The sequence below is a fragment of the Acinetobacter sp. 1566109 genome, assembly GCF_000582255.1.
In the GTDB taxonomy this organism is placed as follows: Bacteria; Pseudomonadota; Gammaproteobacteria; order Pseudomonadales; family Moraxellaceae; genus Acinetobacter; species Acinetobacter nosocomialis.
Genome location: NZ_JEYB01000057.1, coordinates 1 through 22,614, shown reverse-complemented (window position 1 = coordinate 22,614; position 22,614 = coordinate 1). Strand labels below are relative to the sequence as shown.

The 22,614-nt window shown below is 38.6% G+C and carries 20 protein-coding genes, 1 rRNA gene and 1 pseudogene; 13 read left to right on the top strand and 9 right to left on the bottom strand.

Going from position 1 to position 22,614, the window contains the following annotated elements; genetic code table 11:
- Nucleotides 1–122, bottom strand: a 16S ribosomal RNA gene (locus J582_RS27120); the annotation flags it as partial.
- Nucleotides 123–693: 571 nt separating this feature from the next.
- Between J582_RS27120 and J582_RS21160 the strand changes: the two genes are divergently transcribed.
- From J582_RS21160 to J582_RS21130, 7 genes are all read left to right on the top strand, one after another.
- On the top strand, nt 694–1,593 hold the full coding sequence (locus J582_RS21160) for a VacJ family lipoprotein (RefSeq protein WP_032048520.1): 900 nt from the start codon (nt 694–696) through the stop codon (nt 1,591–1,593).
- 115 nt (nt 1,594–1,708) lie between these two features.
- Nucleotides 1,709–2,677 carry an RsbU family protein phosphatase GigA gene (gene gigA, locus J582_RS21155; RefSeq protein ID WP_002054548.1) on the top strand — a complete coding sequence of 323 codons (969 nt, stop codon included), beginning with the start codon at nt 1,709–1,711 and terminating at the stop codon, nt 2,675–2,677.
- A gap of 102 nt (nt 2,678–2,779) precedes the next feature.
- Nucleotides 2,780–3,301 (top strand): anti-anti-sigma factor GigB, encoded by a 522-nt coding sequence (gene gigB, locus J582_RS21150; protein WP_000103065.1) that lies wholly within the window; start codon nt 2,780–2,782, stop codon nt 3,299–3,301.
- 26 nt (nt 3,302–3,327) lie between these two features.
- Nucleotides 3,328–4,152, top strand: coding sequence for a carbon-nitrogen hydrolase family protein (locus J582_RS21145; protein WP_032048519.1), 825 nt, complete (start codon nt 3,328–3,330; stop codon nt 4,150–4,152).
- 14 nt (nt 4,153–4,166) lie between these two features.
- Complete coding sequence (locus J582_RS21140) at nt 4,167–4,544, top strand: DUF4951 domain-containing protein (RefSeq protein ID WP_032048518.1); 378 nt, start codon at nt 4,167–4,169, stop codon at nt 4,542–4,544.
- Between the two features lie 160 nt (nt 4,545–4,704).
- A complete protein-coding gene (locus J582_RS21135) occupies nt 4,705–5,142 on the top strand; it encodes a MarR family winged helix-turn-helix transcriptional regulator (RefSeq protein WP_004710519.1) in 438 nt (145 codons plus the stop codon).
- Nucleotides 5,143–5,229: 87 nt separating this feature from the next.
- On the top strand, nt 5,230–5,661 hold the full coding sequence (locus tag J582_RS21130) for an organic hydroperoxide resistance protein (RefSeq protein ID WP_000051124.1): 432 nt from the start codon (nt 5,230–5,232) through the stop codon (nt 5,659–5,661).
- 55 nt (nt 5,662–5,716) lie between these two features.
- Here the strand turns inward: J582_RS21130 and gspE are convergent, their stop codons facing one another.
- A complete protein-coding gene (gene gspE / locus J582_RS21125; RefSeq protein ID WP_032048516.1) occupies nt 5,717–7,207 on the bottom strand; it encodes a type II secretion system ATPase GspE in 1,491 nt (496 codons plus the stop codon).
- Between the two features lie 96 nt (nt 7,208–7,303).
- Between gspE and J582_RS21120 the strand changes: the two genes are divergently transcribed.
- Nucleotides 7,304–8,125: a hypothetical protein gene (locus J582_RS21120; RefSeq protein WP_002054549.1), complete on the top strand. Its 822-nt coding sequence runs from the start codon at nt 7,304–7,306 to the stop codon at nt 8,123–8,125.
- A 9-nt stretch (nt 8,126–8,134) separates the two neighbouring features.
- Nucleotides 8,135–9,052, top strand: a complete 918-nt coding sequence (locus tag J582_RS21115) for a mechanosensitive ion channel family protein (RefSeq protein WP_004883114.1) — start codon at nt 8,135–8,137, stop codon at nt 9,050–9,052.
- Here J582_RS21115 and J582_RS21110 read toward each other — a convergent pair.
- Nucleotides 9,042–11,849: a DUF2339 domain-containing protein gene (locus tag J582_RS21110; protein WP_032048515.1), complete on the bottom strand. Its 2,808-nt coding sequence runs from the start codon at nt 11,847–11,849 to the stop codon at nt 9,042–9,044. The two genes, J582_RS21115 and J582_RS21110, sit on opposite strands and share 11 nt — an antisense overlap.
- Before the next feature lie 154 nt (nt 11,850–12,003).
- On the opposite strand from J582_RS21110, the gene polA reads away from it, so the two are divergent.
- Nucleotides 12,004–14,775, top strand: a complete 2,772-nt coding sequence (gene polA, locus J582_RS21105) for a DNA polymerase I (protein WP_016804436.1) — start codon at nt 12,004–12,006, stop codon at nt 14,773–14,775.
- A gap of 58 nt (nt 14,776–14,833) precedes the next feature.
- On the opposite strand, the gene J582_RS21100 is transcribed toward polA, so the two are convergent.
- The 5 genes from J582_RS21100 to ppx are packed head-to-tail and all read right to left on the bottom strand — an operon-like array spanning nt 14,834 to nt 19,933.
- Entirely contained in the window at nt 14,834–15,403 is a 570-nt protein-coding gene (locus J582_RS21100) for a YggT family protein (RefSeq protein WP_002054582.1), read from the bottom strand.
- A gap of 21 nt (nt 15,404–15,424) precedes the next feature.
- Nucleotides 15,425–16,261, bottom strand: a complete 837-nt coding sequence (gene proC / locus J582_RS21095; RefSeq protein WP_080631569.1) for a pyrroline-5-carboxylate reductase — start codon at nt 16,259–16,261, stop codon at nt 15,425–15,427.
- Nucleotides 16,236–17,636: a tRNA lysidine(34) synthetase TilS gene (gene tilS, locus J582_RS21090; RefSeq protein WP_080746768.1), complete on the bottom strand. Its 1,401-nt coding sequence runs from the start codon at nt 17,634–17,636 to the stop codon at nt 16,236–16,238. Before tilS ends, proC begins: the two co-directional genes overlap by 26 nt.
- Entirely contained in the window at nt 17,573–18,394 is an 822-nt protein-coding gene (locus J582_RS21085) for an acetyl-CoA carboxylase carboxyltransferase subunit alpha (protein WP_002054564.1), read from the bottom strand. The genes tilS and J582_RS21085 overlap by 64 nt, the downstream gene beginning before the upstream one ends.
- 18 nt (nt 18,395–18,412) lie before the next feature.
- Nucleotides 18,413–19,933 (bottom strand): exopolyphosphatase, encoded by a 1,521-nt coding sequence (ppx, locus tag J582_RS21080; RefSeq protein ID WP_002054555.1) that lies wholly within the window; start codon nt 19,931–19,933, stop codon nt 18,413–18,415.
- A gap of 279 nt (nt 19,934–20,212) precedes the next feature.
- Between ppx and trxA the strand changes: the two genes are divergently transcribed.
- Together trxA and rho are read left to right on the top strand one after the other, a co-directional pair.
- Nucleotides 20,213–20,539 (top strand): thioredoxin, encoded by a 327-nt coding sequence (gene trxA / locus J582_RS21075; RefSeq protein WP_002054512.1) that lies wholly within the window; start codon nt 20,213–20,215, stop codon nt 20,537–20,539.
- 319 nt (nt 20,540–20,858) lie between these two features.
- Nucleotides 20,859–22,127 (top strand): transcription termination factor Rho, encoded by a 1,269-nt coding sequence (gene rho / locus J582_RS21070; RefSeq protein ID WP_001054522.1) that lies wholly within the window; start codon nt 20,859–20,861, stop codon nt 22,125–22,127.
- A gap of 183 nt (nt 22,128–22,310) precedes the next feature.
- On the opposite strand, the gene J582_RS26270 is transcribed toward rho, so the two are convergent.
- Entirely contained in the window at nt 22,311–22,445 is a 135-nt protein-coding gene (locus J582_RS26270; protein WP_017393480.1) for a hypothetical protein, read from the bottom strand.
- Between the two features lie 93 nt (nt 22,446–22,538).
- Here J582_RS26270 and J582_RS27325 point away from each other — a divergent pair.
- Nucleotides 22,539–22,614, top strand: a pseudogene (locus J582_RS27325) (hypothetical protein); the annotation flags it as partial.

The window sequence follows — 22,614 nt, the reverse complement described above, 5'->3', positions numbered from 1 at the left end:
AAAATATCGAAATTACCCGTCCGCCGCTAGGTCCAGTAGCAAGCTACCTTTCCCCGCTCGACTTGCATGTGTTAAGCCTGCCGCCAGCGTTCAATCTGAGCCATGATCAAACTCTTCAGTTAAAATCATTTTGCACCTTATTTATAGACAAGGTGCCAATTCTGGCTCATCAATTACTGACTTAAATTTCGCTCAAATAAACTTCGAGTAATTTAAACCAATCAATCAATGAAAATTATTTCGATTAATCAATCAGTAAAAATCCACACAAGTTGTTCTTCAATTCTCTTAATGATCTTCTTCCTGGTTCGTCACCAGCAAGCTAGGTCGGCTATATTACTCTTAATCTCTTAAAAGTCAACAGGTAATTTCGATATTTTTAAAACTTATCTCTCAAACCAACTTAACATCAAATTCATCACTTAAAGCAATCAACCTAATCTCAAGTAACTGTTTTTCAACAAGTTTCTATCTGCATCACCGCCGATGGATGTGCATTATAGACCATTAACTTACCTTTGCAATACCTTTTTAACATCCCATGCATCAACAGATCATTTTTTAGGCTTTTTAGTCATTTTTCTATATTATTTGACCAATTTTACATTGATAATAGCTTATCGCTTCTGTATTAAAATATATCTCTATCCAACTGCATATTGAACAGAGCCTGGCTAGCGGTTAAGGAATTATATGAATTATTCTAATTTACTATTATCGAGCTTATTAACTGTGGGTCTTTATACCTCAGCACACGCTCAGGAAAATCTTACTGAAGAATCTGCCGCTAGTCCGGAAGATGCTACTTCGACAGAGGCTCAGCAGGGCCGCCCCCGCTCACAAATTATTAAAGACTTGAAAGCACTAAAAGCTAAAGATTTAAAAATTAATGCAAACGCTGCTCAACCGGATACAGTAAAAGATCCATTACAGTCATTAAACCGTCCGATTTATTCTTTTAATGATATGTTGGATCGTAATATTCTTCGTCCAGTTGCAGTTCAATATAATCAGAAAACTCCAGAAGATGTGCGTGGCTCTTATCGCCAATTCCGTAAAAATCTTGGAGAGCCATGGAATGCTGTTAACCAGTTAATTCAAGGACGCCCTGGACGTGCAGCAAAAACACTCGGCCGATTTACTGTTAATACATTAACAACTTTAGGTTTAGCTGACCCTGCTAGTCGCTTAGGCCTTCCGCCTGAAGATGAAAGCTTTGGTGTCACTCTTGGTTATTATGGCGTTCCTTCTGGGCCATTTTTAATGTTGCCTTTCTTTGGACCGAGTACATTACGTGATGGGATTGGCTTAGCTGTAGATTCTCAGGCTCGTCCACAAAAGTACATCATGGATAACCAAGATGGTCTTTACTGGTCAACTAATGTCTTACAGGCCATTGATACACGTGCTCAATATCTAGATTTGGATCAAACCATACAAGGTGATCAATATGCGATGATTCGCGATTTGTATCTCCAACGTAAGGCTTTCCAGATTGCTGAGAAAAAAGGTAATTCAGCAGACGTATCTTTTATTGATGATGACGAATCTGAAGATGTACCAGATGATAGTCAAACTAAAACTAAAAAATAATTAAAGAAGAAATCAAGGTATTGTACTCTTCATATAAAAAGGCAATACCTTGATTTTGATCATACATCCTCTATGATGGATAAAGTGATCTTGTAAAAGGACTACCATATCTTCTATGTATTTTATTAAACCGACCCGCTCTATCCCTTTCTTAGAGCAAGCTCTGGAAGCATTACCAGACTTACAAGTCATTCACATAGATGATCTCGATTTATATGATCCAACAATTATCGCAATTGCAGATGTACAAGATTTCCTGACTCATAAATGGCGTTTACCTACCATTGTGATTGCTTTTGAGCATGAAGGTAGTGCTTTAGCTCAAGCATGGGAAGCAGGTGCTCTTGCGGGATGGGTATGGAACCAGTTACCTCAAGATTTAAACAAGGCATTAACAAGGATTGATGCTCAATATAAACGCAATCAAGATAGTCGCGATTTACCTTCCGCCGCAGAATTGCAAAAACGTTTATTACCAAATCCTATTGATTTATTAAATTATGAAGTTGAAACTTTTTTTCAACCTTCCGCCTATCTATCAGGTGACTGGTATGATTATTGGAAATTAAATGATAAAGAGGTTTTATTCTATCTTGCCGATGTATCGGGACACGGTGTTACAAGCAGTTTATTAACTTCATGGATGGCTGCCTTTCATGGTCGTTCAAAAACACCGCGACAGTTGATTAAAAAATTAAATGGAATGTTAGTTCAAGAGAATATTGAAAAACATATTACGATTGTAGTTGGTATTTTAAATCTAGAAACACATAGCCTTCGGTGGTCTAGCGCAGGTCACTACCCTCCTCCAATTATTTTTGAACCTAATCAACCTCCAAAAATTTTAACAACTAGTAGCTTTCCTTTGGGTTTAACTGACGAACTAGAAGTTGAAGAACACGTTTGCACATTAAATCGTCATGCACGTTTCATAGTTTGTTCAGATGGAGCATTAGAACCATTTGATGGCGGATTGAATGATCAATTTCAACAATTGGTTCAACATTTGCAAAATCAATCATTCCAAGCCCCCGATCATGTTGCTGATGACATTGCCATCTTTAGTCTTTGTCGAATGAATTAATTTAAAAATCAAACAATTAAAAAATATACGACTTAAGGACTCTTGAGTCTGAGATGGCACTATGTGATAATTTTTCTATCCTTCTCTGAAAATGGCATTTATATGTCAACAGGTCATGTTGAATATGCAAGCTTAAATGGAACGCATATTTTCAAACTTATTGGTGAAGTGCGAGCCCATTCTTGTATAAGTCTAGACAAACTTTTAAACAGAATTGAACAGCAAGAGAATGTTGTTGGTGCAATCGTTGATTTAACCCAAACAACATTTATTGATAGTACTGTATTAGGTATCTTAGCTAAGCTAGGTTTAAAACTGAAACAGACTCATCATATTCAAGCTGTGATGCTATCTACCAATCCAGATATCACAACCTTAGCCAACAGCATGGGGCTAGGGCAGGTTTTTGTCATTCTGAATTATTGTGGCGATCCTAACGTTTGTACTTTAACGTTAACGGATGAACACATTACTCATAATGCGATGCTAAGAACTGTTCTGGATGCGCATAAGACATTGATGAAACTCAATGCAAATAATCAGAATATGTTTGAGCCACTTGTTAAGCAATTGCAGAAAGAACAAGATACGCTTGAACAAGTATCTGATAAGCAAAATGCCTAAATTTTATTGCTAATCGGGATTTGTATATGACTCTTGTTTCAGTTGTTCAAATGAATTCTCAAGATGACATTGAAAGCAACTTTCAAATAATTGAGTCATTGATTCAGCAAAGCAAGGCTCAAAATGCTAGCTTAATTGTTTTTCCCGAGAACTTTGTATGTTTCGCTGCTGGTAAACAGCGTGAAACAGCTGAGCAATTTGAATCGATCCAGCAAAGACTTGAGAAACTTGCGCATCAATATCAAATCTGGATTGTTGCAGGTACTCTGCCCTGCCCATTCCGTCCAGATGGATCTATCATTCAAGATGGCCGCGTGCGCACAGTAAGCTTATGTATCAGTCCTGAAGGTACAGAAGCACGATACGACAAAATACATTTATTTGATGTACAAGTTGGCGATGCTGTCGGTGGATATCAAGAATCCCGTTTCTTTGAGCCTGGAACAGACGTTGTAGTCACATCTACTCCTTTTGGCAATATCGGCCTAATGGTATGTTATGACTTGCGTTTTCCCGAGTTGGCTTTAACCCTCAGACAACAAGGCGCTCATCTATTGACTGCTCCAGCAGCATTTACCTATACAACAGGACAAATGCACTGGCAGCTGTTGTTGCAAGCACGTGCAATGGATAGCCAATGCTATGTTTTAGGAGCGGCACAACAAGGTTGGCATGGGGAAAAACGTCAAACCTGGGGACATGCAGGAGCAACTGATAGCCGTGGACAAATTTTAAGTACGATTGAATATGAAGGTAATGGTTTAATTACTGTACCTTTTGATTTAGCTGCTCAAGAACTTGTTCGCACTTCAATGCCTTTAATGACTCATCGTAAATTAATTCACTATTAAAAGCTTAATTATTCATGTGGAAATACTTATTTAGCATTTTTTGCTTAGGGGCAAATATTCACTGTTACGCAGCGGATTTCGGTGCAACAAATCATTTTGTTTCCCCAAATTTAGAGCTTAAACAAAATACTTTTCCACCTACTCCAAAAAATATTCCTCTTCCTGCTTTTGGGCAACGAATTATTGGCTGGGGAACTGGTGCTGAAGGTGCAAGACAACGTTTAGAAAACATTCAACCAGCTGATGTTTCTATGATAAAAAAACAAGGGACAACCTTGGAAATGATTACAGCTTGGCAGGATTTTTACGAACAAGAGCAACAACGCGATGAGAACAATCCAACTGCAAGATACCGTGCTCGTTTAATGAAAAAAATTGCTGACCTCTGGTAATTGTTTCAAATTCATATTTTAAAGTTCTAGAGTAATCCTTTGATTACTCTTTTTTTTTGTGTTATCTGATTTTTATCAATAACTCAGAATTATGAGCATTTAAGAAATTAAACATAAAGCGATATACTAGAAAAGCACCCATTAGTTTTCTGAGGAATATATGGACCAAGACTGTCAAAACTTAAAGCTTGAGAATCAATTATGTTTCCTCATTTATTCAACAAATTTAGCTCTTAATCAACTTTATCGTAAACTTTTAACTCCATTAGGTATTACCTATCCTCAATATTTGGTGATGTTGGTTTTATGGGAAAAAGATGAGATTACTGTTTCAGAAATTGGCAGCAAATTATTTTTAGAGTCCTCCACCTTAACACCAATTTTAAAAAAGCTAGAAGCACTGCAATTTGTTAATCGTACTCGTTCAAAAGAAGATGAACGACAAGTAATTATTACGTTAAGCGAAAATGGGAAAAAACTTAAAGAACGGGCAGTGAATATTCCAGCTCATATATTGGAAGCAAGTTCTTGTGATATGACCACGTTACTCGGCCTAAAAGATCAACTGACACAGCTTCGTACAAATATAGCTAAATAATCACCACTTTTTTTACAAAATTAACTTGTCAAAATATTTAAGTCGTGTACGATATATTTGTATTCAATTTAATTTGGGAATAAAAAGATGTCTTTAGAAAAAGTTGTGTATCGTGCAAAAGCTAAAGCAACTGGTGGCCGTGATGGTCGTGCAACTTCATCAGACGGTGTATTAGACGTACAACTTGGTGTGCCTAAAGAAATGGGTGGCGCTGGTGGTGCTGTAACCAACCCAGAACAATTATTTGCAGCTGGTTATTCAGCGTGCTTTTTAGGCGCTTTAAAATTTGTTGCTAACCGCGATAAATTCAACATTAGCAAAGATGCTTATGTTGAAGGTGAAGTTGGTATTGGTCCAATTCCTACAGGTTTTAGTATTGAAGTTACTTTAAATGTTTATTTAATTGGTATGGACCGCGAAGAAGCTGAAAAATTAGTTGCAGCAGCTCATATTGTTTGTCCATATTCAAATGCGACTCGTAACAATATTGATGTAACTTTTAATATTGTGACTGAATAATTATTCATATTAAAAAATGCCCGAATATTATCGGGCATTTTTTATATCTTTCGTATTATGCTTCACTTGCTTCATTAGTTACACGAAGTACTTCTTCAAGTGTAGTTTTGCCTGAGAGCACTTTACGCAATCCATCATCTCGAATAGAACCAGAATACTGACGGGCATGATTTTCTAATTCAAACTCTGCTGCATTACCATGAATGAGTCGGCGCATAGGTTCATCAATAGGTACAATTTCATAAATCGCTGTACGGCCATTAAACCCTAAGTGGGAACATTGCTCACACCCTTGAGCTTCCGGTAACTTTAAAGTTGGCTCATGCGAAATATGCTGAAAAACCTGCTTTTCAAAAGTATCGGCTTCACGCCATGTCATACAATGTGGACATAAGGTACGAACCAAACGCTGAGCAACGACCCCAATTAAAGAACTTGAAAGTAAGAACGGTTCAATTCCCATATCTTTAAGACGAGTAACCGCACCAATAGCAGTATTGGTATGTAGTGTCGATAAAACCAAATGACCTGTTAATGATGCTTGCACTGCAATTTCAGCAGTTTCTAAATCACGAATCTCACCAACCATTACAACATCTGGATCTTGACGTAACATTGCCTTTAAAGCACGAGCGAATGTCATATCCACTTTGGTATTAACTTGTGTTTGCCCTATGCCTTCAAGTTGATATTCGATTGGGTCTTCGGCAGTTAAGATGTTGCGCGTATTATCATTTAAATCAGATAAAGCTGCATATAAGGTAGTGGTTTTTCCCGAACCCGTAGGACCTGTAACTAAAATAATTCCGTGTGGACGATGCACCAATTGAGTTAAACGCTCATAGTCATTTGCCATTAACCCCAAGTGAGTCATATTAAGGCGACCCGCTTGTTTATCAAGCAAACGCATAACAACTCGCTCGCCATGAGACGAAGGCAAAGTAGATACACGCACATCCACTTCACGTCCAGCAAGTCGTAAAGAAATACGTCCATCTTGCGGCACACGCTTTTCGGCAATATCTAGTTTCGCCATAACTTTAATACGTGAAACAAGTAACGGTGCCAACTCACGGCGCGGCTGTACAATTTCACGTAATTGACCATCTACCCGCAAACGAACGGATAATTTTTTTTCAAAAGCTTCAATATGGATATCAGAAGCACCAACTCGAATCGCCTCTGATAGAAGTGCATTGATCAGACGGACAATAGGCGCGTCATCTTCTTGGTCCATTAAGTCTTCTGTTTCAGGAACCTGATCGGCCAAACTCAATAAATCTGGATGATCTTCTAGACCTGCTGCAACTTGTTGCGACTCCCCTGTGTCACCAGCGTAACTCGTACTTAATAAGCTATTAAACTCTTGTTCACTACATAGCTGATAATGTGCAGGCTTCCCCAAAATTCGTCTTGCTTCCTGCAATGCAATTTTTTCTGTATTTTGACGTCTAACAATAAAAACTTGATCACCGTCATAACGAAATAAAACACCATGACGCTTGGCAAAACTATATGGAACTTGTATTTGTTTCAATATTTGCATCACAATTTATAATGATGAGTAAGATGATTTTGAGTGTACTCTAAGCAGATTACAGCGTGAAGTCTGTTTAACAACTCGGTAGAGGAATTTTACGTCTTGTTTGAAAATAATGAATATCAGCCTCGCCCCCAGAATTCTTTAAAATGGTGGGGTGAACAGCACTTTGAAATTAACCAGTCGAAAGCATGGCAATTCGGTTCAATGCTCTTTCGTTTAACGCGGGGCATAAAAGAATGGCGTATCGAATATTATCGTCCCACTCTCCAAGATGATAATGAACAAGATTGGCACATTATCTCGGATGCAAATTTTGGTTTCCCCCATACTGTTCAAGTCGAACGTTACATGTTTAGAAAAACTAATCCGAAGTTTCTACTCATGCCACGTTTGGCGGACCGATCTGTTGTGATTAAACCTGTTGATCCAATTTATATTCCAGCAGGTCAGCGAGGGACTCTTTATATTAGTACTCCTTTATGGATTGCAGGTTTAGTTGAAAGTCAGCATGAACCTTTATTTGAGATTCCTGTAATTCAGCCTAAAGATACATGGTTTGGACCCAATGCACAGCAAGGTGAAATTTGCTATGCCACCTCTGTTGATGGACGTACCGATTTAAATCTATTAACACCACGTGCTTTTAGAGCAGTTACGCCGATTGATTTTCACAATACCAGTAATCATCAATTACGCTTTGATCGTATGAATGTTCCGGTTACCGCCCTACCGCTATTTTATAGTGAAAGTACGGGACGCTTATGGACCTCACAGATTAAAGTTTATTATGAAGGGTCTGACCGCCCTGCCCGCATTCGTATTGAAAACCGTACACCGCCTCTTGCAGGTGAAGTTACTTACGTACATCCCCCACGTTCACCTGGCGGTGCACTATTTAATATGTTTGATTCATTTTTCTAAGGGGGTTCTATGGCTGATTCAAATATTCCTAGAGATATCGCTGATAGCCTCAAAAGTATATTCACCAATATTAATACCGAACGTATCAGTGAAATTTTAGTCGGTGTTGTGCTTTGTTTTATTGGTTTTGTTCTTGCCCGTATTATTTCAAATACATTTATTAGAACCGTTGGCTCACGTTTTAATGCTCACCAGCGTCTGGTATGGCGCCGTGGTATTTTTTATTTTATTTTCTTACTCTTCATTATGACGAGTTTAAAAGAAGCCGGTTTTAAACTTAGTGTATTTCTAGGGGCAGCGGGGATCTTAACAGTAGCACTCGGTTTCGCATCACAAACATCTGCCAGTAACTTGATTAGTGGTTTATTTTTGATTGGTGAAGGTTCATTTGAGGTCGGTGATACGATTCAAATTACACTTATTCGCGGGAATACGATCGAAGGCGAAGTTATCTCAATTGATTTGCTTTCGGTAAAGTTACTTACACTCGACAACGTCTATATTCGTTTACCGAATGAACAACTTATTCGTGCCCCTGTACACAACTTATCTAAATACCCGATACGCCGTATTCCAATTACACTCGCCATTAATTTTCATGAAGACATTATTAAAGTCCGTGAGGTTCTACTTAACGTCGCAGCAAATTACCCACTCGTGTTAGATGACCCAAAACCTGCGGTTACAGTGACTGCATTTAGGGAATCATCGATTGAGCTTTTATTTGCAATGTGGTGCCGTCAAGAAAATTCTTTAAAAGTTCGAGATGAAATGCAAGAACGTATCCGAAATGGCTTTTTAGATAACCAAATTGAGATTCCTGTTCCTAAAATGGGATTAATTGATCGACCATCTACTATTTTTGCTGAAGACGATATCGATCAATACAGTAATCAAAAAGAGTTAAAAAGAGAGCCTAAAGCTTAGGCTCTTGATTCTTCTTTACAGAGGATGATGGTGGTAATGGTGCAAGATAAGCAATAATCAGCATTACCCCACCTGCTCCAATAAATGAAATAACTCGAGTTAACGTTGCACTTTGCGATAGATCAAGCAAAATCAGCTTTAATACAACAATCCCTAAAAGTGCAGCGCCTACAAACCAGAGTTGACGAATCATTTTTCGACTAGAGAATGTCGTCAATACAAATGCCAAAATAACCCAAAGTAAGGTCAAACTTAGCTGTACTACACCATTCGTCCAAATTGAAACACTCCATAGCGGTGTTGCCCAGTAATGGTGCAAACTTCTGACGACTACACTACTAAATACCAGTAAGCCCACTAAAATTGTTGTAATTTTAAAAGTCCACTCCAGTGACTTATCTTGATCAAAATCGTGTTGATAAATAATAAAAAGTAAACCTGCAAATATCGCAATTGAAAGAAAGTCCGTTAAGTTAATTAAAGGAATAAAATAAAGGTACTCAGCAGAATGACCATCAAGACTCACCACAAGCAACCACAGTAAGCTTAAACACCACACCGGAATTTGATGCAACAGTGTCGTTTTATGAGTTTTATAAGCCCAAAGCGAATAAGCCACAGGAACAAAAGCCAAAGCGACTATTGGCATTTTTGGGAAAATAGCCACGCCAACTATCGCTAACGCTAACCAGCTTAAACCAGCCCAGACTTTTAAGTATCCAGACTCACCCGTCTGCGGTTGAGCCATAATAAATAAACCGCTCAGAATAATTGTAGCGACTAGGAAAGTAGTTTGTTGTAATGAGTCTACCCATTTAAACAACGTAAATACTTGACTAACAGAGACCTCCCCCAAAATTAACAACAGTAACAGGCTAATTAAAATTAACTGCAAACTTTGCCATTGCACACGAAGTTTATAGTGAACAATAGCACTAAATATTGCGATTAGGGCTACAGCGAAGATCAAATACGGACTTAAACCATGATGATGCCATGCCATTATTTCTATACCAGCTACGGCGCCCGCATACATACCTAAGCATAAGAAAATACCGCTAAACATACTTGCGCTAAAATAGCGTTGCTCTTTACTGTTGTATTGCAATAAATAAAAAGCAGAAATGAATTGAGCAATTGCATAAATGCTAGTGCTTAGCGTTGGAAACTCTTCATTTGCCCAAACCTGATAAAACAGTGCAAGTGAACTGAGTAAAACTAAAACTACGCCAATATATCGGCTTAAACGATAGCGCTCAGTTACTCCCCAAACGATTAAAGCCGTACCTTGTGCAACCCAGCCAATAGCAGTCCAGTGCGCCCCTTTTGCGAGTGGAAAAATTAAGGCAAAAAAAGCAACCGCGAGTATAAAAAAACTTTTTGCAAGAACTGAAAGTTGAGGATGGGATTTTTTAATCCAATAAGTTAATACCGCATAAGTACACGCTAATACAGCAGCACCAATCGTCAAAGCTTGGGTCGACTCATGAACTAAATAAGCATGAAGTGTAAAGCCTAATACAGGAACACTAAAAATAAGGCCAACATCTAAGAGTGGAGGTACACGAATCCCCTCTTGTTTTTCATGTGCTGAAACCCGAGATATATTTTGGCTATAACGAACACTTAACCAAATAAACAAAGCAATATGACACCATAAAATCCAGTCTAATGTGCCAAATTTTGCTGGCTCGGCATAAAATGCGATTGCACTACCACCAATAAACATTGTAGCAAAGAAAGCAATTTGATTTAAAACTTTCCATGGCTGAATAAAGTTAACGACAGCGACCGCAAGATTAATGACAAAATAGTAACTAAATAGAAAAATCACATCAGGACGATATTGCGGAATCACTAAAGGAGCCGCATAAGCCATACCGAGTGCCAGTATTGCTAAATAAATAGCTTGTTGTTTTAAGCTCAGGAATACTGTAATTGATAATAAAATCGTAAATAGAATACTTGCTGTAGTTAGACTTGCGATTACACCGAAATGATGCGAGAACACAAGCGTTAGAAAGACAATCGCTAACCCGACACCTTGCAACGCCACAGCAAATAACTGGTTTTTCTTTTGCAAGGTATATCCAAATGCTGTTAATACACCTCCTGCAATAGCAATAAAACCAAGTTTCACACCTAAGCTCAACTGCCAATGCTCACTGGCAAAACGCAGTAAGAGCACCACCCCAACCATAAGCACAGCAACAGCAACTCTTAAAATTGGATTACCATGAATCATCCAATCGACTGCTGGTTGCCACCATGCGGTGGTCTGTGTACGAGCTATTTGTTCTTCTTGATCTAAAGCTGTTGTTTCAGGTAAAGCTGGCTCGGTAATATTGTTTGGATCAGCTTGCTCTGATACAGGCATTATCACTTCTGTATGTATAGATTCATTTACACTTACTGTTTGCTTGGCTGACTCGAGGAACAATAGACGAGTATGAAATGTACTAATAGTTTGAATCAAACATAACAATAAAACCAGTAATGCCCCACCAGCAATCCACATCCAATGATTGATATAAGCAACTAATGCAACTAAAGCAGCCGCATAAATGACTGTGCGTTGTATGTGAATAGAATAAAGTGGGGTTCTCTGCCGAGAAAACTGTTGTTCTAAATGAGTTAAACGTTGATGTAGATTTGATAACGACTGAACTAGTATGACAGTAAGAGCAATAGATAAAGCAACAACGGTACTCTGAAATTTAAAACCAATTGAAATGGCTAAAAACAAAGTCAAAGCGATCAAAACAACGATCATTCCCTGTTTGTCTTTTTTATACATGGGCTTAGCAATATGACACCTTCATTACATATCATCTTACTTCAAGCCAATACAAGCGTATATTTATACATACAAAATACTGCAAAAATCATAAACCTGCATTCATAGCCGTTTTCACGTAAAATACCCCTAATTCAAATTAAGGAATTGTTCAATGCCACCATTTGTCTTGGTTGATGGGTCCTATTTTTTATTTCGTGCATATCATGCATTACCACCATTGACGACCTCTACAGGGTTACATACCAATGCAATACGTGGGGCAATTTCTGCCATTCAAAAATTAATGCGCCGTATGCAACCAACACATATGGCCGTCATTTTTGATACGCCTGAGCCAACTTTCCGTCATAAGCTTTCACCTATTTATAAAGGTGACCGCCCGACTATGCCGGAAGAGTTATCTCAACAGATTCCATATTTACACGCTCTAATTAAAGCGCAAGGAATTCCTTTATATAGCCTTCCGGGTGCTGAAGCTGATGACATTATCGGGACTCTCGCTAAACGCGCCGTACTTGAGGGGCATCATGTACTGATCTCAACCGGAGATAAAGACATGGCTCAGCTCGTCAATGACCATGTAAAATTAGAAGACAGCTTCAAAGATCGCGTAATGGATACTGATGGCGTATTTGAAAAGTTTGGCGTTTGGCCGAATCAGATTATCGACTACTTGACTCTAATGGGCGATGCATCTGACGGCATTATGGGTGTACCTGGCGTCGGCGCAAAGACGGCTGCCAAGTTACTGACCGAATATGGGACTTTAGATAATATCATTGCGAATGTAGACCAGCTTAAAGGCAAACTTAGCCAAAATATTAAAGATAACTTAGACAATATTAAGCTTGATCACCAGTTAGCCAGTATTGTGTGTGATCTTCCTTTAGAACTTGACTGGCATGAGTTAAAGCTTACTGATCCAAACGTAGAGGCTTTGCGTAATCTATACACTGAGCTCGAGTTTAGAAACCAATTACAGTCGCTTGATCATCCAAACAATCCAAATAGCTCAAGCTACAAACAGCAAGCTTCACAGACCGTGGTTCAAAATGAAGTTAAACCTGCTGAAACAATAGAAACAGAAGATCAAGCTAGCTTAACTAGTCAAGATGATCAGCTTGGGACTGCAAATTATCATACTGTTTTAACTCAAGAAGCTTGGGATCAACTCTGGCAACGCATGCAAAATGCCGATCATTTTGCTATTGATACAGAGACCACAAGTCTTGATTACCGTATTGCCGAAATGGTTGGTTTTTCAATCGCCTTTGATGCAAAAGATGCCTATTATGTGCCTTTAGCACATAACTATGAAAATGCGCCACAGCAGCTGGATCGTGAACAAATTTTGGCTCAAATTAAGCCAGTATTAGAAAATGAAGCGGTTAAAAAAATCGGTCATCACCTTAAATATGATGCGCACATTTTTGCTAATCACGGTATAGAACTTAAAGGCTGGTATTTCGATAGCATGCTGGCATCTTATGTATTAAATGCAGCAGCAACTCGTCACGGTATGGATGATGTTGCTCGTGTCTATTTAAGTCACTTAACCACAACTTTTGAACAAATTGCTGGTAAAGGTGCTAAACAGAAGACTTTTAATCAAATTGAGATTGAAGTTGCAGCTCATTATGCAGCCGAAGATGCACATGTGACTTATCGTTTATATGAAGTCCTTTCAAATAAACTTAAAGCACATCCTGAGCTAGAAAATATTTTATATAATATCGAAATGCCGGTTGCCCGAATTTTGTCAGGCATGGAAGAAGATGGTATTCGTTTAGATCATGCATTCTTAGATAAATTAAGTGTTGAATTTGCAAAAACCATGGAAGGCCTTGAAAATCAGGCTATGGAAATTGCAGATGAAACTTTTAACATTGCTTCACCTAAACAAGTAGGCGAAATCCTATTTGATAAATTAGGTATTAAAGGTGGTAAAAAAACTGCAACTGGACAATACAGTACCAGTGAAAGTGTTTTAGAAAAAATCGAACACCCATTAGCGGAAATTATTCTAGAACATCGTGGGTTAGCAAAGCTAAAAAGTACCTATACTGACCGTCTAGTTGAACAATCTCATAACGATACCCATCGCGTACATACAAGTTATCACCAAGCTCTCACAGCGACAGGTCGTCTATCTTCTTCGGATCCTAACTTACAAAATATTCCAATTCGTAGACAAATTGGCCGTCAAATTCGTAAAGCATTCATTGCACCAGAAGGACGAGTTTTACTAGCAGCCGATTACTCACAAATTGAACTTCGTTTAATGGCTCATTTTTCTCAAGATGATGCTTTAGTACATGCGTTCCAGCACGGACAAGACGTTCACCGCCGTACTGCTGCAGAAGTATTGGGTATTGCGATAGAAGATGTAACAAACGATCAGCGTCGCCAAGCCAAAGCTGTAAATTTTGGTTTACTTTACGGTATGTCCGAGTTTGGCTTAATTCGTCAGTTAGGCTTCACACGTCAAGAGTCGCAAAACTATATTAAGCAATACTTCCAACGCTATCCGGGTATTTATGAATACATGCAACGTACCCGCCAAGTAGCATCGGAGCAAGGCTTTGTTGAAACTATTTTAGGACGTCGTCTTTATACACCAGATATTGATGCTCGAAATGTGATGGTACGTAAGGCTGCTGAACGTGCTGCGATCAATGCGCCTTTACAAGGTAGTGCAGCTGATATTATTAAACTTGCAATGATTGCAGTTGATAAAATCTTGCCAAAAGATCAAGCAAAACTACTACTTCAGGTACACGATGAATTAGTGTTTGAAGCCGATCAAAACATTGCCGAAGAACTTTCTAAGCAAATCGCAAGTGTTATGGAATCCGTTGTCGAAATTTCTGTGCCTTTAGTAGTTGAAGTTGGGCAAGGGCAAAACTGGGATGATGCACACTAAGTCATCAATAAACCAATAAAAAAGGGCTGTGAAATACAGCCCTTTTTATCGTCTCAACTTAAAGTCCAGTTAAAAGAACTTTAGCAACTTCATTCATTAAGATCTCAGCAATATAGAGCGCTAAGAATGCCAAAATTGGCGACAAATCAATCATTCCCATATTAGGCAGTAAGCGACGGAACGGCGCTAATAATGGTTCTGCCAAATCTTGAATGACTTCAATATAAGGTGAACGAGATTGAGTGAACATCACCACCCAACTCAAAATGATTGTCGCAAAAATTAAATAACGACAGAAACGAATCAAATCTTGGATCATTGTCACAAATGTCAGAATCACTAAATGAATCGGACTATTTGGCATTGAACCTGAAAGATACATCACACCGAAAATTTTCAGTAAATATAAAATAATTAAAAGAACTAACGCGGCTAAATTGAATCGGCCTTTTGCGACTGTTGGAAAAATTCGGCCAAAAATATCAACAATCTTCGTCGCCTTTACTGTCGATAAAACCACAGGATTATAAGGACTTACTGCCGCCAATTGCATTAAGAACCGGAAAAAGACCAATAAAATCGCAACGTTAATTAAAATTCCAAAAATTAGCGCAGAATTTGCACCCATAGTTGTCTTATCCTATTAAAGCTATTTTGCACTGTCACTCAGTTCTTGAGCCAATTCTTGGCTACGTTTCTGTGCAGCAGCTAATGCAGATTGAATATTTTGAGAGATTTGTGCACGATCAAAAACTTCAAGTGCAGCTTGTGTTGTACCATTCGGTGATGTCACATTTTTACGTAGTTCAGACGGAGTATTTGAACTCGTAATTGCCATTTGAGCCGCACCTAATGCCGTTTGAAGAGTTAAAGCAGTTGCAACTTTTTCATCTAGGCCTAGATTTTTACCTGCACGGATCATACTTTCCATGAGGTAGAAGAAGTAAGCCGGGCCTGAACCTGAAACTGCTGTTACCGCATCAATTTGAGCTTCGGAGTTTACCCAAATTGTTAAACCAGTTGCTGCTAAAATTTGACTCGTTAATTCACGGTCTGAAGCATCAACTACATCAGTCGCATAAATACCATGTGCGCCAGTTTGAACTAATGCTGGCGTATTCGGCATAACACGAACAATTCGTTCGCTATCAATAAGATTTGATATTGTCTTAATTTCCGCACCAGCAATGATGGAAATAACCAGTTTATCCGATAATAAGCCTTTCAGCGGACGTAGAACATTCGCTAGAACTTGTGGCTTTACCGCAAGTACGACAACATCCGCATTTTTAATTGCAGCCACATTATCTTGGGTTACATGAACTTCTTTTTCTTGTAATAAATGACGGATTTGTTCAACTGGATCTGAAACGGTAATACGTGTTGGCGGCAAACCTCTTGAAATCAGCCCGCCGATCAACGCTTGGGCCATATTACCACCACCAATAAAACAGATATTACTATTTACTGCACTTGTCATAACCATATTCGCCATTTACCAGATCACAAGAATGAGAAATTAAATCTGGTTGCCATCCTCCTTGCTCACAATACGGAGACTGAGCCAACCAAAATCCTTTCGGTGTAAAAACCCCAAGCATAACATTATCTATGACTAATATTTGAATTGTATGACGAAGCCAAGGCAAAATATGTGCTTCTTGAATCGCTTTTTTTAACGGCCATTGCCCAACACGACCATATAGATGAATCTTTTCCCCACCTTGACGTCGAATTATTTTCAATTTTTTATTCAATAAAGAATGACTTAAACCAATTTTTTTACTCTCAATATTGAACAGCCCTGCTGCGCCCTGCCATTCTTCTTGTAATTTAAATGAATGCTCCAGTTCAGCTTCAACCGGATTTAATTTTTCAGCAAGATAAATCTGTTTACTTAACCTATAAAGAATATTTTGATAACGGACGTAATAAAACTGGTTCCAATGTAAAGCGGCTTGTGCATCAGATTTAGAATCAATGACTTCTTTTTTTAAGCGCTCGACCATTTCAAATGCAGGCCGATATTGCCCATCACCCTTCATCCATGCAGAAAGTAACTGGCGCTGTCGCGCAAAAGATAACTCAGATAATTTCGTTAAATCTAAATAGTCAGCTGAACCCGAATATTGCCAATCATTTTTCAGAACTTCTTCTAAAATTTCGGAAGCATCCTGCATGAGATAACTGGTTCGGCTCAGCGCCTGCTGCATTTTTGGAAATCTTTTTGATAAAAATGGCCAAAGCTCTTCACGACACCACACACGGTCATAATGGGTATCATAATTCATTGGATCATCAATATACTTCACTTCAAGCTGAGCAGCCCAAGAAGCAATTTGCTCACGTGTTAAATCCAAAAAGGGACGCCAAATTGTCATATTTTCACGGTAATCAATGGCTTGCATTGCAGCAAGTCCATCTACACCTGTACCTGACAATAAACGTAAAATAGCTGTTTCGGCCTGATCTTGCTGATGATGAGCAAGCAATAGAATTTCATTTTGTTGTAAATGTTGCTGATAAGCTTGATAACGTGCTTGACGTGCTTGAGCTTCCAGATTCCCATCAGAAATCTGTACTTTTTGAATAATATAAGAAATATTTAAACTTGTTGCCTGACTGGCAACAAGTTTCCCCCATTCTGCACTTTGTTCTTGCAGTTGATGATCAATGTAAATTGCTCGGATCTTTTGAGGGAAAATTTGATTCATTAAATGTAGTAGTAGCATTGAATCCATGCCACCACTACATCCAATAAGAAAAGAACTATTTTCTGAAAACTCTTGAGCCTGCTTTAAGACGTGATGCCTAAATTTTCGCTGCCAAACTTCATTAAACGTTGATAACGTGCTTCGCATCGTTCATTTGCATCCATCGGTAGCAATTCATCCAAAGCTTGCTTTAAAACTACTTTTAGGTTTTGCATCACACGCTCAGGGTCTAAATGAGCTCCTTCGCCTTCATCTACTACATATTCAACAATACCTAGAGATTGTAGTTTATCTGCTGTTAAACCTAAAGCTTCACTCGCTTGAGCTGCTTTTTCAGCAGTCTTCCATAAAATAGATGCACAACCTTCTGGTGAAATCACAGAATAAATACTATGTGATAGCATAATCACACGGTCAGCAACCCCAATACCTAGAGCACCGCCAGAACCACCTTCACCGAGTACTGTTGCAACAACAGGAACTTTCAAACTTGAAAGTTGAGCAAGACTAGTGGCAATTGCTTCAGCTTGTCCACGTTCTTCAGCACCAACACCTGGATATGCACCCATCGTATCAATAAACGTGAAAACCGGAAGATTAAAACGCTCAGCCATATCTAGTAAACGCTGAGATTTACGGTAACCTTCTGGGTTCGCCATACCAAAGTTGTGCTTTAATTTTTCACGGGTACTACGACCACGGTGTTGTCCAATGACCATCACAGGTTGACCGTCAAAACGAGCAAGACCACCTACCATCGCACCATCGTCACCAAACAAACGATCACCATGCAAGGCATCAAACTCTGTAAAGATTTCACCGACATAATCTAGAAACTGCGGACGATCAGGATGACGTGCAATTTGAACCGTTGTCCACGCTTTGGACTGAGTAGCTTTTTTCATAGGTCGAATATTATCCCTTTAATCGATAAATTTTTCCGACTGAATATTCAATTCAATGTCCCAATGCTTAAACTGCTCTTGCTCATCATGCAAGTCGGCAACTAACAATGGCCATTGTTTGGCATCACCAGAAACACTAAGCTGCCATTGTTGATCATTTATGATGGTCAATTCAATGGCAGGAAGCATCTGATCACTGCGACTATGGTTGAGTAAAACTGCAAGGCGAAGTAATAAACTTAGGTAGAGTAATTTATTACCGCCCGCCTTTAAAACTTCATTTTTTACATCATTACGTAATTTACGACGATGATGAGCAACTAAATGTGAAAGATGGTTTTGATCAATTTGTGAGAAACCAGGAATATCAGAATGCTGTAATAAATAAGCACCATGACGATGATAACCACCATGACTAATTGCTAAACCAATTTCATGCAAATATGCTGCACGGCGCAGTAAGTCACTGTCTTCACTGGTTAAATTCAGAGATTCTGCTACCCCATCAAATAAGTGTTGAGCTGTATTTACAACTCGTTCTGCTTGTTTCGGATCAGCGTTATAACGTCCCATTAGGGCTTGCACACTACGATCTCGGATATCTTCATGCTTAAAACGACCTAAAAGGTCATACATGACTCCTTCACGTAATGCACCATCAGAATATGCCAAATGTTCAATTTCTAATACTTCAAAAACTGCGTACAAAATTGCCAATCCGGCTGGCAAAACTGCTCGTCGATCTTCTCTAAGTCCTTCAAAATCAATTTCAGAAATATTTTTGAACTTGAGCAACTTATCTTTAAGTTTATAGAGGCCTTCACGAGTAACATTTTCTTGCTCGTCACTTAACCCCATATTTACCATAATTTGACGGCAGGCTTTAATTGTACCGCTAGAACCAACAACAGTATCCCAACCTTCCATCTTATAAGTTGTTGCGATCGCTGAAAGTTCTTTGCGCGCAGCAACCACTGCCTTATCAAAAGCTTTTTGGGTAATTTCACCATCAGCAAAGTAGGCTTTAGTATATGCTACACACCCCATCTGTAATGATTCGGTATAAATCGGCTCGAATTCTTCGCCAATAATAAACTCAGTAGACCCACCACCGATGTCAACAACTAAGCGGCGTCCACCATTTGCCATCGTGTGAGATACACCAAGATAAATCAGTCGTGCTTCTTCACGGCCTGCAATAATTTCAATAGGTTTAGGTAAAATTTCAGCAGCTTTTTGAATAAACTCATGGCCATTTTTAGCCTGACGCAAAGCATTCGTTGCCACAATTCTTAAACGATTAGGTTGAACCGACCCCAAACGCCCGACAAAACGAGCCAAACATGCCAAGCCACGTTGCTGTGCAGCTTCTGTTAAGTTTTTATTTTCATCAAGACCAGCTGCAAGCTGTACTTTTTCTGACATTGAAGCCACTTTTTTAACTTCACCGTGATCTACCCGTGCAATGGCAAGGTGAAAACTGTTCGACCCCATATCTATGGCAGCAAGTAATTCTTCATCAATCAGAAAGTCAGACATTATTGAACTAAACCCATAACAATTCACGCCTAGAGTAATTCACAAGAATGCAATTGAAAAGCCATTTTCATCAACAATTAATAGCCATCGATAATTTTCGATTTGTTAAACGATTGTACAAGCCGATGGTGAATATCGTGAGCATCCATTAGACAAATTTAATTAAGCCTTGAATAATAGCATCAAACCCTTACATTGAACTAAGCAGCTATGTAATACTGATAGAGATTATATCCTCCTATAGTGATAGCACTTTTTTCTAAAAATTGGAGCCGTACCATGTCTGCGACTATTGTAAATACAACTGATGATAACTTCCAAGCAGATGTTCTAGATGCAGAAACACCTGTACTTGTTGATTTCTGGGCAGGTTGGTGTGCACCTTGTAAAGCGATTGCACCTGTTCTTGAAGATTTATCAAGTGAATATGCTGGTAAAGTAAAAATCGTTAAAGTTGACGTGACTTCTTGTGAAGATACTGCAGTGAAATACAATATCCGTAATATTCCTGCTTTATTACTTTTCAAAAATGGTGAAGTAGTAGCGCAGCAAATCGGTGCTGTACCTCGTTCTAAACTCGTTAGCTTCATTGACGAAAACGTTTAAGTCCGAACGTTACAGATGAAATACGCTATATCTCTATAGCGTATTTTTTTCGGCTATAAATTGACAAATTAGCTGATCTCACTTATATTGCATGCTCAAGAGGCACTGAAGGGAATCGTCTTCTGTCCGGCTTCTTACAAGACACAAACATAAAGATCGCCACTCGGCAACAGAAATTGTTTTTTCACATTTCTCTTCGAAACAGTTAATTAGACTTCTGAATTGTTATTGTGTAAATACAATTGCGATACTCTTTTTTGTATGCGAGCGATTTTTCTTCTTTTAAACCACACTCTATTCTTTCCTAATTCTGACCCCTATGAACTTAACTGAACTCAAGAAAAAACCAATCGGCGAACTAATTAAAATTGCTGAATTTATGGGCCTTGAAGGTATGGCTCGTAACCGAAAGCAAGATATTATCTTTGCCATCTTGAAACGCCATGCAATGAATGGCGAAGAAATTTTTGGTGACGGCGTTCTTGAAATTCTCTCTGATGGTTTTGGTTTTTTGCGCTCTGCCGCAGGTTCGTATTTAGCTGGTCCGGATGATATTTATGTGAGCCCCTCACAAATCCGACGCTTTAACTTGCGTACAGGTGATACCATCACAGGTACTATTCGCCCTCCGAAAGAAGGTGAGCGTTATTTTGCGTTGCTCAAAGTTAACCAGATTAACTATGACACGCCAGAAAATTCTCGAAATAAAATTTTATTTGAAAACTTAACTCCCCTTTTCCCAACCGAACAATTGGTTATGGAACTTGGTAATGGTACAACAGAAGACTTAACTGCTCGTGTTGTCGACTTAGTTGCGCCAATTGGTAAAGGACAACGTTCTATTATTGTTGCACCGCCAAAAGCGGGTAAAACAATGTTACTTCAAAACATTGCACAATCTATTGTGAGAAACAATCCGGAAGTGTTCCTTATTGTTTTACTTATTGATGAGCGTCCAGAAGAAGTAACTGAAATGGAACGTACCGTACGCGGTGAAGTCGTTGCCTCAACATTTGATGAAGCACCAGCACGTCACGTACAAGTAGCTGAAATGGTCATTGAAAAAGCAAAACGTCTTGTTGAACATAAAAAAGATGTTGTGATTTTACTTGACTCTATCACACGTTTAGCTCGCGCATACAACACTGTAATTCCTTCATCAGGCAAGGTATTGACCGGTGGTGTAGATGCACATGCATTAGAACGCCCAAAACGTTTCTTCGGTGCTGCTCGTAACATCGAAGAAGGCGGTTCTTTAACAATCATCTCTACTGCTCTTATTGAGACTGGCAGTAAAATGGACGATGTAATTTACGAAGAATTCAAAGGTACTGGTAACCAAGAAATTACACTTGATCGCCGTATTGCTGAGAAGCGTGTCTTCCCTGCCATGAATATTAAGAAGTCAGGTACACGTCGTGAAGAACGTTTAATGGATGAAGATAAATTACGTAAAGTCTGGATCCTCCGTAAACTCCTTCATCCTATGGATGAGTTGGCTGCTATGGAATTCTTACTTGACCGTATGAAAGAAACCAAAACAAATGATGATTTCTTTGATCAGATGAAACGTAAAGCTTCAACTTAATCATTATGTTGTTTCCAAAAAGCTACTCTCATGAGTAGCTTTTTTATTTGGTTGACATGCTTTACACAAAAATACATTTTGTTAAACCTTATGTAAGGATATATTTAAGTTTTTGAAAACAAATATTTTTAATATAAAAAAATTATGTTTTTTAGTAGCTTACTTATACCTTTTCCAATATATCTAATCTAATTGATTGTTTTTTTCTGTTAAAAAACAGGCTGTTTTTTCAATTTTTCTGCGCTTTTTTGACAGGTGACAGTAGTATTTCAACATTTGCAGTGATAGCATAGCGGCAGACCAGTTAGACTGCTCCATGCGTTGTTACCTAGCTACGTTTAGGAATAATAAAAGCAAAACAGCCTAACTTAGGTTTTTTTAATCTCAAATTTTTTTTGTGAGAGTGATGCCATGTTATTCAAAAAATTCGCTGTTGCTGCTGCTGTTGCCGCTACTTTAGCTTTCGTTGGTTGTTCTAAGAAAGAAG

Bases quoted from the DNA above. Each gene is read 5' to 3' on its own strand.
- J582_RS21160 (WP_032048520.1), top strand. From the start codon at position 694: ATGAATTATTCTAATTTACTATTATCGAGCTTATTAACTGTGGGTCTT.
- gigA (WP_002054548.1), top strand. From the start codon at position 1,709: ATGTATTTTATTAAACCGACCCGCTCTATCCCTTTCTTAGAGCAAGCT.
- gigB (WP_000103065.1), top strand. From the start codon at position 2,780: ATGTCAACAGGTCATGTTGAATATGCAAGCTTAAATGGAACGCATATT.
- J582_RS21145 (WP_032048519.1), top strand. From the start codon at position 3,328: ATGACTCTTGTTTCAGTTGTTCAAATGAATTCTCAAGATGACATTGAA.
- J582_RS21140 (WP_032048518.1), top strand. From the start codon at position 4,167: ATGTGGAAATACTTATTTAGCATTTTTTGCTTAGGGGCAAATATTCAC.
- J582_RS21135 (WP_004710519.1), top strand. From the start codon at position 4,705: ATGGACCAAGACTGTCAAAACTTAAAGCTTGAGAATCAATTATGTTTC.
- J582_RS21130 (WP_000051124.1), top strand. From the start codon at position 5,230: ATGTCTTTAGAAAAAGTTGTGTATCGTGCAAAAGCTAAAGCAACTGGT.
- gspE (WP_032048516.1), bottom strand. From the start codon at position 7,207: ATGCAAATATTGAAACAAATACAAGTTCCATATAGTTTTGCCAAGCGT.
- J582_RS21115 (WP_004883114.1), top strand. From the start codon at position 8,135: ATGGCTGATTCAAATATTCCTAGAGATATCGCTGATAGCCTCAAAAGT.
- J582_RS21110 (WP_032048515.1), bottom strand. From the start codon at position 11,849: ATGTATAAAAAAGACAAACAGGGAATGATCGTTGTTTTGATCGCTTTG.
- polA (WP_016804436.1), top strand. From the start codon at position 12,004: ATGCCACCATTTGTCTTGGTTGATGGGTCCTATTTTTTATTTCGTGCA.
- J582_RS21100 (WP_002054582.1), bottom strand. From the start codon at position 15,403: ATGGGTGCAAATTCTGCGCTAATTTTTGGAATTTTAATTAACGTTGCG.
- proC (WP_080631569.1), bottom strand. From the start codon at position 16,261: ATGGTTATGACAAGTGCAGTAAATAGTAATATCTGTTTTATTGGTGGT.
- tilS (WP_080746768.1), bottom strand. From the start codon at position 17,636: ATGCGAAGCACGTTATCAACGTTTAATGAAGTTTGGCAGCGAAAATTT.
- J582_RS21085 (WP_002054564.1), bottom strand. From the start codon at position 18,394: ATGAAAAAAGCTACTCAGTCCAAAGCGTGGACAACGGTTCAAATTGCA.
- ppx (WP_002054555.1), bottom strand. From the start codon at position 19,933: ATGTCTGACTTTCTGATTGATGAAGAATTACTTGCTGCCATAGATATG.
- trxA (WP_002054512.1), top strand. From the start codon at position 20,213: ATGTCTGCGACTATTGTAAATACAACTGATGATAACTTCCAAGCAGAT.
- rho (WP_001054522.1), top strand. From the start codon at position 20,859: ATGAACTTAACTGAACTCAAGAAAAAACCAATCGGCGAACTAATTAAA.
- J582_RS26270 (WP_017393480.1), bottom strand. From the start codon at position 22,445: ATGGAGCAGTCTAACTGGTCTGCCGCTATGCTATCACTGCAAATGTTG.